The organism is Bradyrhizobium sp. 14AA, assembly GCF_054185205.1.
On sequence record NZ_JAVAYM010000007.1, the window covers coordinates 35,968 to 48,505 of the forward strand.

General features: G+C 63.0%; 9 protein-coding genes. 5 read left to right on the forward strand and 4 right to left on the reverse strand.

Annotated elements, in window-relative coordinates; translation table 11 throughout:
• The first annotated feature begins 51 nt into the window (after positions 1–51).
• Positions 52–1,602 (forward strand): ABC transporter substrate-binding protein, encoded by a 1,551-nt coding sequence (locus tag RAD15_RS14895; protein WP_458178636.1) that lies wholly within the window; start codon positions 52–54, stop codon positions 1,600–1,602.
• A gap of 4 nt (positions 1,603–1,606) precedes the next feature.
• Positions 1,607–3,151, forward strand: coding sequence for a GMC family oxidoreductase (locus RAD15_RS14900; RefSeq protein ID WP_458178638.1), 1,545 nt, complete (start codon positions 1,607–1,609; stop codon positions 3,149–3,151).
• Positions 3,152–4,251: 1,100 nt separating this feature from the next.
• Here RAD15_RS14900 and RAD15_RS14905 read toward each other — a convergent pair.
• Complete coding sequence (locus RAD15_RS14905) at positions 4,252–5,217, reverse strand: AraC family transcriptional regulator (RefSeq protein WP_458178640.1); 966 nt, start codon at positions 5,215–5,217, stop codon at positions 4,252–4,254.
• An 863-nt stretch (positions 5,218–6,080) separates the two neighbouring features.
• Here RAD15_RS14905 and RAD15_RS14910 point away from each other — a divergent pair.
• On the forward strand, positions 6,081–7,304 hold the full coding sequence (locus tag RAD15_RS14910) for an OpgC family protein (RefSeq protein WP_458178642.1): 1,224 nt from the start codon (positions 6,081–6,083) through the stop codon (positions 7,302–7,304).
• A gap of 170 nt (positions 7,305–7,474) precedes the next feature.
• On the opposite strand, the gene RAD15_RS14915 is transcribed toward RAD15_RS14910, so the two are convergent.
• The 3 genes from RAD15_RS14915 to RAD15_RS14925 form a co-directional block, all read right to left on the reverse strand.
• Positions 7,475–7,894, reverse strand: a complete 420-nt coding sequence (locus tag RAD15_RS14915) for a hypothetical protein (RefSeq protein WP_458178644.1) — start codon at positions 7,892–7,894, stop codon at positions 7,475–7,477.
• 341 nt (positions 7,895–8,235) lie between these two features.
• Entirely contained in the window at positions 8,236–9,621 is a 1,386-nt protein-coding gene (chrA, locus tag RAD15_RS14920) for a chromate efflux transporter (RefSeq protein WP_458178646.1), read from the reverse strand.
• Positions 9,621–10,439, reverse strand: coding sequence for a chromate resistance protein ChrB domain-containing protein (locus tag RAD15_RS14925; protein WP_458178648.1), 819 nt, complete (start codon positions 10,437–10,439; stop codon positions 9,621–9,623). Before RAD15_RS14925 ends, chrA begins: the two co-directional genes overlap by 1 nt.
• Positions 10,440–10,645: 206 nt before the next feature.
• On the opposite strand from RAD15_RS14925, the gene dmeF reads away from it, so the two are divergent.
• Positions 10,646–11,611, forward strand: a complete 966-nt coding sequence (gene dmeF / locus RAD15_RS14930; RefSeq protein ID WP_458178650.1) for a CDF family Co(II)/Ni(II) efflux transporter DmeF — start codon at positions 10,646–10,648, stop codon at positions 11,609–11,611.
• A 74-nt stretch (positions 11,612–11,685) separates the two neighbouring features.
• On the forward strand, positions 11,686–12,516 hold the full coding sequence (locus RAD15_RS14935; RefSeq protein ID WP_458179111.1) for an N-acyl homoserine lactonase family protein: 831 nt from the start codon (positions 11,686–11,688) through the stop codon (positions 12,514–12,516).
• Positions 12,517–12,538 lie beyond the last annotated feature (22 nt).

Here is a 12,538-nt window from a genome sequence, read left to right on the forward strand (position 1 = left end):
TGCTTTTCCTGGCGACTGCGAACGTTTCAGTCAAAAGGCAAAAACACACCAATGTTCAAACCGAAGGCTTTCATTCCGGCGCTGCTCGCCCTCGCGATTGTCGCAGTGCCGGCGCATGCGGCGGGCAATCTCGTCGCGGTGCTCGAGGCGGAGATCGTCACGCTCGATCCGCATTTCTCCACGGCCTATATTTCGCGCACCTTCGGCTACATGGTGTTCGACACGCTGTTTGCGAAGGACTCCAAGGGCGAGGTCAAGCCGCAGATGGTGCAGGACTGGAAAGTCTCGCCCGACGGCCTGACCTACAGTTTTACGCTGCGCGACGGCTTGAAGTGGCACGACGGCCAGTCGGTCACGGCGGCCGATTGCGTGGCCTCGCTGCGCCGCTGGGGTACGCGCAGCGCGCTCGGACGTCGCATCTTCGCGATCACGGCCTCGCTCGAGCCGACCGATGCCAAGACATTCGTGCTGACGCTGAAGGAGCCGTCGGGCCTCGTCATCGACGCGCTCGGCAATCCCGTCAGCCCCGTCGCCTTCATGATGCCCGAGCGCATCGCGAAAACGCCCGGCGACCAGCGCATCACCGAGATCGTCGGCTCCGGTCCCTTCGTCTACAGCAAGGCCGATCACCGCACCGGCGATCGCATGATCCTGAAGAAATTCGCCGACTATGTGCCGCGCCCCGAGCCCGCTGACTTCCTCGCCGGCGGCAAGCGCGTCAACGTCGACACGCTCGAGATTCGCGTCATTCCCGACGGCTCGACCGCTGCTTCGGCGCTGCAGGCCGGCGAGGTCGACTTCATGCAATACGCGCCGTTCGATCTGCTGCCGACGCTCGAAAAGAACTCCCGCGTCAAACTCGTCAATTTCACCGGCGGCAACATGTTCGCAGGCGCCTATCGCCTCAACGCCGCATCAAAGCCGTTCGACGATCCCGCGATCCGGCGCGTGCTGTGGAAGCTGGTCGATCAGCGCGAAGTGCTGGATGCGCTCGGCTTGAGCGCCAAATACGCCATGCCGTGCGCGACCTACTTCACTTGCGGAACCACCTACGAGAGCAAGGCCGGCGCTGAAGCTGCGGCGAGCCCGTCGATCGAGGCAGCGCGTGCTGCGCTGAAGGCGACGAAATATGCCGGCGAGCCCGTCGTCGTCATGGAGGCCAATGACCTCGAAGCCCCGCGCGTCTCGGCGCAGGTGCTGGCGGAGCGGCTGAAGCAGGCCGGTTTCAACGTCGATCTCCAGGTGATGGACTGGGCGAGCGTGCTGGCGCGCCGCGCCAAGAAGGAGGGCTGGAGCGTCTACGGCGTTCACGCCGGCGGCTACGATCTCGGCTCGCCGCTCACCAACGTCATGGTCGCGTTCAATTGCGCCGACTTCACCGGCTGGCAATGCGATGCACGCATCACGCCGTTGATGGAAGCCTTCGCCAAGGCACCTGCCGAGGAGGACCGCAAGAAGATCGCTTCCGAGATCCAGGCCGTCATGTACGATCAGGCGCCGGCGATTCCGTGGGGCCAGTTTGCCCAGCCGGCCGCCTACCGCGCCGAGTGGCGCAATCTGATCCCGTCCGCCATCCCGGTTTTCTGGAACGTTGAGAAGTAACGCGATGTACGATGTCATTGTTGTCGGCGGCGGTTCCGCTGGCGCTGCGGTTGCGGCGCGGCTCTCCGAGGATCCCGCACGGCGCGTCCTGCTGCTCGAGGCGGGACTCGACTGGCGCGCTGATGAAGCGCCGTGGGAAGTGAGGACGCCGAACCCCATCCCGATCATCCACAAGCGCGAGTACCAGGAGAAATGGCAGTGGCCTGATCTGCTGACGCGCCGGGTGGCGGGGCAGGAGCCGCGCTTCTACTGGCGCGGCAAGGGGCTCGGCGGCTCATCGATGATGAACGGCCAGATCGCCATCCGCGGCGTTGCCGACGCGTTCGACGAATGGGCGGCCAATGGCTGCACCGGTTGGTCGGCGAAAGAGGTGATGCCGCTATTCTCGGTGATCGAGGACGATCTGGAGTTCGGCGACGCCGCAGGTCACGGAAGCGGCGGACCGTTGCCGGTCTATCGCGCTCCATCAGAGAAGTGGGGCCCGATCGATCGCGGCCTGCGCGATGCGGCACTGGCGAGCGGCTATCCCTGGTGCGCCGACGTCAACGGCCCGGACGGTGAGGGCGTCGCCTGCTACCCCATCAACAGTCGCAACAGCCGACGCATCACGACCAATGAAGGCTATCTCGAGCCCGCGCGCGGCCGCGCCAATCTGGAAATTCGCGGGCATGCGCTGGTCGATCGTGTGCTGATCAGCGACGGAAGGGCGACCGGCGTCCGCGTTCACATCGAGGGGCAGGGCACCCACGAGATCAGCGCGCGCCAGATCGTGCTCTGCGCCGGCGCCATCCACAGTCCGGCGATCCTGCTGCGCTCGGGCATCGGGCCGGCGGACGAGTTGAAGGCGATGGGGATCGCGGTCGAGCGCGACCTGCCGGTCGGGCGGCACTTCTTCGACCATCCGCTGTTTCGCGCGACGATCCAGCTCCACGAAAACTTGCGGCCCACCGATCCGGATACTCGTCACACCAATTGCTGCGTGGCCTATTCCTCCGGCCTCGCCGATGGCGGCAAGCGCGACATGATCCTGATCGCGTTCAATCACCGCGGCATCGGCGTGCCGGGCGCGATCGGCGCCGGGCTGTTCAATGCGTATTCGCGCGGCACGCTCAAGCTCGCCTCGACCGATCCCGGTATCGATCCCGTTGTCGAGGAAAACATGCTGGCCGATCCCCGCGACATGCTGCGGATGATGGATGCGGTGAGGCGGCTCGCCGTGATCACGTCCCAGCCGGCGCTATCAGGCATCGCCGACTGGATCAGGCTGACCGACACCGATCTGACGTTGCCGCAGGCAGCTAGCCTGCCGGATCACGAGCTCGCCGCATTGTTGCGCCGAGAGACCGGCGACATCCAGCACGCCGCCGGCAGCTGTCGCATGACCGGCGTCGGGGATGCCGATGGTGTCGTCAACCCTGACGGTACGGTGAAGGGCATCGCGGGCCTGCGCGTTGCCGACGCCTCGATCATGCCGTCCGACTGCCGCGCCAACACGCACTTCACGACGGTGGTGATTGGCGAAGCGATCGCGCGGATGATGATGCGGTAGTTTCTACCGCGCTAAATTCCACCTATCCCGTCATCCTGAGGAGCGAGTGATGGGGCGCGATAGCGCTCCATCGGGAGCCTCGAAGGATGAACGGCCGAGATGCTTCGATACCTTAGCAGCGACAGCCGGGCCGTCGCCCTTCGAGGGCCGCTGAAGAAGCGGCCACCTCAGGGTGACGGTGATGGATGTGAGCGCACTGCTTCAACCTCGCAATAACGGAGCAAGGGGCGAGACCATCGCTTCCCGATTCACATTTCAAACAGCAGACACACTGTCGCCTTCTCGCGGCACATATCGCCCGAGTTTTGGCTCTCGCAACACCCTCGCAAAGACAAGGGCGCAGGGAAGGCTGGGCGCCGGCGGCACCCGCATGTCCGTGCGCTACGAAAAATGCACACGGGGTGGACCACAGGTTTCGCCGGATCGCCCGGCCTTCCCTGCGCGAATGGTTTTAACGGTGTCCTTCGTGCTCTCCTCGGGGAGCGATGCACTATTGCCCCCGTCGCCTTGGCGGATAGCTGATGTACAAGTCCGGTCGGACCGCAACATCACCGCAAGACTTGACGCACAGACCCCGGGCGTCAGGACCACACGACTTCTCCGTCCGCGCACGTCCTCGCTGGAACTCCGAGGGGTGGCGTGTGCTCGCCCCCGAAGCCATGCGAAGACGCTGTCAGCGTCGTGTCGTTCGCGCCGAAGGCCATCGCTCACGGCCGAAGCCGCCCTGCAATGCCAACTGCGCCCGACGCCGTCGCGTCCATCGCTGCCCAGCCCGCGGTTCGTGACGATCGCGATCCGCCCTTGTCTCGGGCCAGGGTGTTTTGCTTGTACGATAAATCAGAATTTCGGTAAAGCGGAATATTTTCAGGTGGACACTTGACAAGCGATGTGGCCGTAGCGGTCGCTCCTGTTTGGCCCGACGGCAAACTGCCGATGAGGAGCACAAGTACCGAGCTTCGTCTGGAGAGCCTGTACCCATCAACGGCAGCCTGTGAGGGCAAAGCGGATGTCGTCCTGCTTGGTCATCATCGACGGCTCATGACCCAAAGCGGTCATTAGGTGACTGTATCTCGCGCGCGCCGATCCAGGGGGCGCGTGGCTCAGCCGGCGTAACGAACGCCACGCGGTGAATCGCCGAAGCGAGCTCGGAACAAGCGATTGAAATGCGAAACATCCGAGAAGCCGACCTCCAGGGCAATATCGGAAATGAGCTGCGTGCTGGCACGAACCTCGGTCAGCAGCTTGAGCGCCCGTTGGAGACGTAACTCATTCACGTGCCTGGTGAATGATGATCCTGAGGACTCCATCAGACGCTGCAGATAGCGTGGTGAGATGCCCTGGCAACGAGCTACCATTTCGACGTTCAGCCCTGGCTCTTGAAAGTGTGCCGCGATGTAGTCGAGGGCGGCGCGGTGGCGCGCAGCCACGACCGCGCTCGCGCCGCTATCGCCCAAGGGAGCGAACTCACCGATTGCGAGCGCCACGAGATCATGGATGTGAGCCACGACCGCATCACGCAGCTTGGGGGCGGCCAGAGCACTCTCGTTGAATGCCGACTTCAGATAGGCCATGAGGAGTCGGAGCGCTTCGGTTCGCTGGGAAATCGGCCGCATGGAGAGGCTTTCGACGTTCGCCACGCGCTCTGCAAGCGCGTCGTGCGGCACGGCCAGACCGAATAGCAATCCGTCAGCGTAGGTGACGGCGGCGGGTTCCGAATGCAGAATTGCGATTGCGTCGCCAGCGCGAAGCGTAATTTCCTGGCCGCGCTGTGACAGCTGACTTCTGCCGGGTGAGCAAACGATGAGGCCGATCGAACCATCACCATCAGCGATGCTCGCTTGCAAGCGCTTGAAACGCATCGACGAGCCTTTCAGTGCGAGCCGGCGCAAACCCCGGATCGCTTGCAGCGTTGCGTCGGCCTGAAACGGACCGCTCGATAGAGGCTGGATATCGGCGTGGACTATGCTCCGCCCAAAATCCTCACGCCATAGCGGGAGCCGCATCTGCTGCGGAAGTTCGCGTGTCGAGAATCGATGCGATACGAATTCGGCTGCGTCCGTGGACATGGGGACCTCCAGCCTTGTTGATAAGACATCAGGATCAAAAGCCGCGATAAACCACTTCGGTATCTGTATTTTGCACCTCGCGCACCGAACTTAGCTTAAGCCGTGCGCATGAGTCCAAGAAGCTGCACCACTGACCTGCTAGTGTCATTAATCTGTGGTCGATGCTGATATGAACTGGTTCACGTAGCCGCCAGAAAATTACGTCCATAATATTGCGAAGGTCGGGGTGCCAAAAATCTCCTTTAAGAGGAGGCAGTCGTGATGGCTCTATTTCTAATTGCCGCCATCGGATCCAGATTAGGCATCTTCGGCAGTGCAAGCGCAGATTTAGGACGTTGTTCGCGATTGGTCGAACTCAACGATCCGCCGCGCAGACCGTTCTGTAGCCAGGCTGTCCTCTGATACCGATTTCGCGTCGTGCCTTGGTCGCCACATCGTCATCAGAGCTCGTCGGACACGAACTACCTCCGGCACTGAGTGTTTTTGCCGCCAGCTGAAATGATCGAAAATCTATCACGTGGCGTCAACGGTGATGATCAAGCGAGGGTTCGATCATGTCCACCATAATCGACGTGCTTTACCGTGAGTTCTGCCGTGCCCGCCTCGCCGAAATGCGAAAGCAGCTTTCGGTGACGACTGTCAGCAGCAAAATCCTGCAAGCGCCTTCGAAGGACGAAGATCCCTCCGACCTCGGTGATCAAAGTAGCGGTTGGCGACGAAGCAACCCTCAACCATCAGGCAGCTTGGGCTCGTAACCGCATCGCTTGATCTCAGAGCGCTCGGTACCGCCAGTCCCGCAGCATTCGAGCGTCTCATTGACCAATCTTTGATGAGAGCGTGCACGCACGCGGGCAAGTCGACGGATGCTTGATCGAACTCACACCTCGAAGCGGTTGATCGGCGAAACTCCGCCGGAGTTCAGGGAGGCCGGCCGCGACCTGCGCATTGATGTCTGTCGTGGGATCGCGCTGTGGTGGATCTTTCTTGACCATGTTCCCAATAACATCGGAAGCTGGCTAACCCCGCGCAACTACGGCTTCTGCGATGCCGCCGAGATATTCATGTTCATCTCGGGCGTGACCTGCGCGCTGGCTTACGGCAGGGCACGTCAGCGCGAAGGCTGGAGCGGGATGATAGGCCGTTCGCTGCGGCGGGGATGGGACATCTATGCCGCGTTTCTACTGCTTACGATCGCTTGTACAATCCTCGTCTACCTCACGGGCAGGGATCATCTTGCAGATGAGAGCAATACGAGGGTTCTGTTTGAACGTCCGGGCGCGGCGCTTGCGCACGCCGCGATCCTGCAATACCGCCCTGTCAATACCGACGTCTTGCCGGTTTTCGTGATCTTCCACCTGTTGTTCGCACCGCTGTTGTGGCTGCTGCTGCGAGCACCAAACGTGACGCTTGGCATCTCGCTTTTGCTTTATGCGCTCGTGCACGTCGCCGGCTGGAGCGTTCCGGCTTGGCCCAGCGGCGTTTGGTTCTTCAATCCATTGGCCTGGCAGCTTCTGATCGTGCTGGGCGCGTGGTGCGTCATCGAGGGGGAGAGGTTCCGACCATGGCTGACGTCGCCCTCGGCGCTTGTTCTTGCCGTTCTCTATCTGATTTTCAGCCTGGTCCTCGCATTGAGCTTGGGCATCAAGCCGCTGGTCCCGCAAACTTTGACGGACCTGATATTTCCATTGGACAAATCGAATCTTAGTCCCTTGCGGCTGCTACATTTTTTGGCTGCTGCAATTGTGGCATTATGGCTCGTTCCTCGGGATTGGCGAGGGCTATCGACGCCGGTGCTGCGCTGCGCGAAGTGCTGTGGCGAGAATTCGCTGCCCGTCTATTGTCTCGGCGTCCTCCTGGCGCTCGCCAGCCATCTTGCTCCGCTCGACATCTCGGACCGGCTTGCGATGCAGATCGTGCTCAGTCTTACTGGAATCCTGGTGATGATCGTGGTTGCGAGGCTGCTGAACGCGACCAGCAACAAGCGCGGGCGTGAGCCCCGTTGGACCCAGTCGGCCGAGAGGATCGCACCGACATGCCCTGGCTGGCAGGTTGCGAATGGAGCGCGGAGGGAAGCTCTTGGCCCTTAGCTGCACAAGGCGCGGGCCGTTTCCCTGTCGGCTGTTGGAGGGAGACCGAACATCGCGCGATTGGCCTGCTGATCGCAGCCCGTGATCCATGGCGGACATCGCACCGCTGCCCCACAGCGGACCACGAACTCAGATCGTTCGACTTCGATCTGCCCCGCCCAGAGGCGTCCTCAGATCTCGCAACCGGTCAAATTCAATGCCTTGCGCAAGCCACCAAACGCCTTGAGCCGACAGGGCTCGGTGTAGCTGGCGGCCTTTGAACGCTGGAAATTGGCAGTTTGCTTGATAACGGTTGCCCTTGGCTTCGGCTTGGGACGTTCAGCGGTCGCGATCTTCTTCGAATTGTGCCGATGACGGGCGATCGGCTCCGGCTCGGACGAACCAATATGGATGTCTTCTGGCGGAGCAACGCGGTCTTCGATCGAAGCAGCCTGCGTCGGCATCCCGCTGCTCACAACAACAACTTCAAGGCGATCGGCCTTTGCCAAGGCGCCATGTGAAGCAGAAATGCCCGCATTTTGCTCGGCAAGCGGCTGGACGATCGCGACTGCGCGACGTGGTGGAGCTATCAGTTCCATTGCTGACAGCATTCCTACACTCAACAGGATAAGGAGGCCCAACAACGCCATCCTCAGCATAATGCGCCTCTAACCTAAGTTAGTGCCGCTGAGAATTCTCCGCTCCAATAAGGCAACTTGTCGGCGGCTGCCGACCCACGCCGAATCATTTGCCGACAAGGTTAACGTCGGTGATGCCTCCCCACACGTACCGAGAATGCCGCCGCTCACGACGGTCTCCGTGAGCAGACCCTACCTGGTCAGGGAAGATGGTCTGTTATTGTGCATTGGCCCAAAGCCGCCATGCAGCCCCTCAGCTTCAACGTCGCCTTCCGACAACAAACCGGACGCAACGCGACCACTGACTACACCTCCTAAATCACCCCCGCCAGCCGCAGCGCCACGCCCGCGGCGCAGCTGCCCGCCAGAACCGTCAGCATCCCCAGCTTGAAGCGGAAGATCGCCGTCGCCGCAGCGATTGCCAGCACCAGCGCCGGCACGTCGACGCTTCTCAGCACCGGCATGTCGAAATCCAGCGGGAAGGCGTGCACCGGCACGGTCTCTCGGAACAGCGTGTGCAGCGCGAACCAGATCGAGAGGTTGAGGATCACGCCGACGACGGCGGCGGTGATCGCGCTGAGCGCGCCGGCCAATCCCGTGTTGCCGCGCAGGCGCTCGATATAGGGCGCCCCGACGAAGATCCAGAGGAAGCAGGGCGTGAAGGTGACCCAGGTCGCGAGCAGGCCGCCGAGGGTGGCCGCAAGCATCGGCGACAGCCCGCTCGGATCGCGGTAGGCGGCCATGAAGCCCACGAACTGAAGGACCATGATCAAGGGGCCCGGCGTGGTCTCGGCCATGCCGAGCCCGTCGAGCATCTCGTGCGGCTTCAGCCAGTGATAATGCTCGACCGCCTGCTGGGCGACATAGGCCAGCACCGCATAGGCACCGCCGAAGGTGACCAGCGCCATCTTCGAGAAGAACAGCGCGATCTGGCTGAACACATTGGCTTGCCCGAGGACCAATAGGAGCGCGATCACCGGCACCAGCCAGAGCGCCAGCCACAGCGCGCCGACGCGGATCGCGCGACCCGTGTCGGGACGAACGTGATCGGGCACGGCATCGCCGAGCATGCTGTCGATCACGGCGCTGCTGCCGCCAGGGCCGTGACCTGCCGGGGCAAACTCCGGACGGCCTTGCCGCGCGCCGATATATCCGATCACGCCGGCAGCGATGATGATGATCGGGAAGGGGACGGCAAAGAAGAAGATCGCGACGAATGCGATCGCCGCGAGCGCGATCATGATGCGGTTCTTCAGCGCGCGCTTGCCGACGCGCACCACGGCCTCGACGACGATGGCGAGCACGGCGGCCTTCAGGCCGAAGAACAGCGCCTCGACGAAGCTGACATTGCCGTAGGCGGCATAGACGTAGCTCAAACCCATGATGGCGATGATGCCGGGCAGGATGAACAGCCCGCCCGCCATCAGCCCGCCGGCGGTACGATGCATCAGCCAGCCGACATAGGTCGCGAGCTGCTGCGCCTCCGGTCCCGGCAGCAGCATGCAGTAGTTCAGCGCATGCAGGAAGCGGCCTTCGGAGATCCAGTTCTTCTCCTCGACGAGGATGCGGTGCATCACCGCGATCTGGCCCGCGGGCCCTCCGAAGCTGAGGCAGGCGACGCGGAGCCAGACGCGAAATGCTTCACGGAAGCTGATGCCGTGACCGGCATCAGCTCCCGCCTGATTGGCGCGGATATCCATTACGCCTTCACCTTGTTGGTCGGCCAGTTGTGGGTCTCGGTGGTGGCGTCGCGGCACCAGCGGTAGAACGCGTCGTAGAGCGTGATGCCGGCCTCGAGCTGTTCGAGATCGTCGTCATACATCCGCGACAGCCCGAGCGAGGCCGCGAGCAGGCCGGGCGCCTCCGGCGCGAGGTCGGGCCGCGCGGTGTCGGCGCCGCGCACCAATGTCGCGAGCCGGAGGAGGGACGGGGTGGCAATGCCGAACTCCTCGATCATCACGTCGAAGGTGCAGAGCTCGCCGCGGTGGCTCCAGAACACGTTCTCGATGTCGAAGGGGGCTGCGTTGAAACGCTCGCCGACGGCAACCACCTCGGACGGCGCCACATAGAGGAACACCGCGTTGGGATCGACGAAACGGCGGATCAGCCAGGGGCAGGCGATGCGATCGACCTTCGGCCGTGCCCGCGTGACCCAGACGGTGCGCCCCTTGGCATCGCGGGGCGGCAGCTTGCGCGTATCGAGCAACGGCAGCTTGGCCGCCTTCCAGCCCTCGAAGCCGCCATCGAGCGTCTCGGCCTGCACGCCGAGTTGCCGGAGCCAGGCGGCGGTGCCCTGCGCGAGCTTTGCGCCACGCAGGCAGGAGACGATGGCGGAACGGCCGGCGAACTCGCCGCCCCATTCCGCAACGGTCTCGTGGCTGCGCCTGATGGAGCCGGGGATCAGCCGCCGGTCAGCGGTAAAATCCTCGTCTGTCCGCACATCGATCAGGGCCGGCGCATTCGCCGTGCCGATCAGCCGTGCCAATTTGTCAGATGATATGGTCGTGAACGTTGACATGATGCGTCCTCGCATAAATCGAACGGGACGCGATACTTGGGCATGTCGCCTCGTGGGGAGATCGCTCAAATCCCCATGGGCCTGATTACAGCGAAACCGCGTCAGCCTGTCAACCGCCGGTTTTGCCGGCAATTGACGTTAGAAAGATATGCTGCCGGGGCCTATATTGAGGCCTCGCGGATTCTGTTTTCCGGAGATCTGAGCCGATGCATTCCCATTCCATCGAACAATGGACCCACGACCACGCCTTTCTCGGCGAGAAGCACGACGAGAACGAGCGGCGCACCTGGCTCGTGGTCGTGCTGACGCTGGTCATGATGGTCGGCGAGATCGTGGCGGGCTCGCTGTTCGGCTCGATGGCGCTGCTTGCCGACGGCTGGCACATGGGCACGCATGCGGCAGCGCTCGGCATTGCCGCCTTCGCCTACCGCTTCGCGCGCCGGCATCTCGGCAACGCGCATTTCACCTTCGGCACCGGCAAGTTCGGCGATCTCGCCGCCTTCTCCAGCGCGGTCATCCTGGGATTGATCGCGGTCGAGATCGCCTATGAGAGCGTGCTGCGGCTGATTACCCCGGTGCCGATCGTCTATGGCGAGGCGATCGCGGTGGCGGCACTCGGGCTGTGCGTCAATCTCGCCAGCGCCTGGCTGCTGCGGGGCAGCCACGATCATCACCATCACGGCCACGCCCATGCACATGATGATCACGACGATCACGATCACGGTCATCACGACCATCATCATCACCATCACGACAACAACCTTCGCGCGGCCTATGTCCACGTCATGGCCGACGCCGCAACCTCGGTGCTGGCGATCGCGGCTCTCGCTGTCGCGATGTATTCGGGATGGGTCTGGGCCGATCCGGCCGTCGGCCTGATCGGCAGCGTGGTGATCGCGAGCTGGGCGTTCGGCCTGATCAAGACGTCGGGCGCGGTGCTGCTCGACGTGCGTGCCGACGAGAAGCTGGAGCGGGTGATCCGGGCACGCATGGAGGTCGGCGAGGATCGCGTCACCGACCTGCACCTCTGGCAGGTCGGCCCCGGCCATTGTGCGGTGCTGCTCTCGGTGGTGTCGGACAAGCCGAAACAGCCGGCCGTCTACAAGCGGCGGCTCGCCGGATTGAAACGCCTCAGCCACGTCACGGTCGAGGTCGAGACCTGCCCGCATTGACATGACCGGAATTCTGCGGCGCGGCCGGGGTTGATCCTCGGTCGCGGCCTGCATGGGCTGCAAGGGAGAATGACATAATGCCCAGGATCAAGCTCGCTCTCGCCATCGCCGCACTCGTCCTGTCCGGCTCTGCGGCGCTGGCGCAATCGGAAAAGCCCGGTGTCGAAAGGCTCTACGTGCTCAATTGCGGCGAGGGCACCGCCGGCGACATCTCGCGCTGGACGCCGGGCCTGAACGAAGGCAAGACGATGGACTTCGTCGACACCTGCTATCTCGTCAAGCACAGCAAGGGCTGGTTCCTGTGGGACACCGGCATCGCCGATTCCGTCGCAAGCATGCCCAACGGTCTTGTGCCCGCCGATCCCAAGGCGGTGACCTGGCGCCGGCCGAAGACGCTTGCCGCCCAGCTCGAACAGCTCGGCCTCAAGCCTGACGACGTCAAGGCGATGGCGGTCTCGCACACGCACCCTGATCACACCGGCAACGTCGAGCTGTTCCCACAGGCGACGCTCTACGTGCAGAAGGCCGAATATGACTGGCCCGGCGCCAATAACGAGCCGCGCTTCAAGCCCTCGCATCCGGTCGAGCTGCTCGCGGGCGACAAGGACGTGTTCGGCGACGGCAGCCTGACCATCCTGTCGACGCCCGGCCACACGCCGGGACACCAGTCATTGCTGGTGAAGCTGCCGAAGACCGGCGCGGTGGTGCTATCCGGTGATGCCGTGCACTTCAAGGATAATTGGGACAACCGCCGCGTGCCCAGCATGAACGCCAACAAGGACCAGAGCGCGGCCTCGATGCAGAAGATCGCCGACACGCTCGCCAAGGAAAAGGCGCAGCTCTGGATCAACCACGACAAGGCCCAGCGCGACAGCCAGAAGATGTCGCCGGAGTTTTACGACTGACCTTGTGCTGATGCTGCTGCCA

What these genes read in the sequence shown, in the direction of transcription:
- dmeF (WP_458178650.1), top strand. Translation starts at nt 10,646, where the DNA reads ATGCATTCCCATTCCATCGAACAATGGACCCACGACCACGCCTTTCTC.
- RAD15_RS14900 (WP_458178638.1), top strand. Translation starts at nt 1,607, where the DNA reads ATGTACGATGTCATTGTTGTCGGCGGCGGTTCCGCTGGCGCTGCGGTT.
- chrA (WP_458178646.1), bottom strand. Translation starts at nt 9,621, where the DNA reads ATGGATATCCGCGCCAATCAGGCGGGAGCTGATGCCGGTCACGGCATC.
- RAD15_RS14925 (WP_458178648.1), bottom strand. Translation starts at nt 10,439, where the DNA reads ATGTCAACGTTCACGACCATATCATCTGACAAATTGGCACGGCTGATC.
- RAD15_RS14905 (WP_458178640.1), bottom strand. Translation starts at nt 5,217, where the DNA reads ATGTCCACGGACGCAGCCGAATTCGTATCGCATCGATTCTCGACACGC.
- RAD15_RS14910 (WP_458178642.1), top strand. Translation starts at nt 6,081, where the DNA reads ATGCTTGATCGAACTCACACCTCGAAGCGGTTGATCGGCGAAACTCCG.
- RAD15_RS14915 (WP_458178644.1), bottom strand. Translation starts at nt 7,894, where the DNA reads ATGCTGTCAGCAATGGAACTGATAGCTCCACCACGTCGCGCAGTCGCG.
- RAD15_RS14895 (WP_458178636.1), top strand. Translation starts at nt 52, where the DNA reads ATGTTCAAACCGAAGGCTTTCATTCCGGCGCTGCTCGCCCTCGCGATT.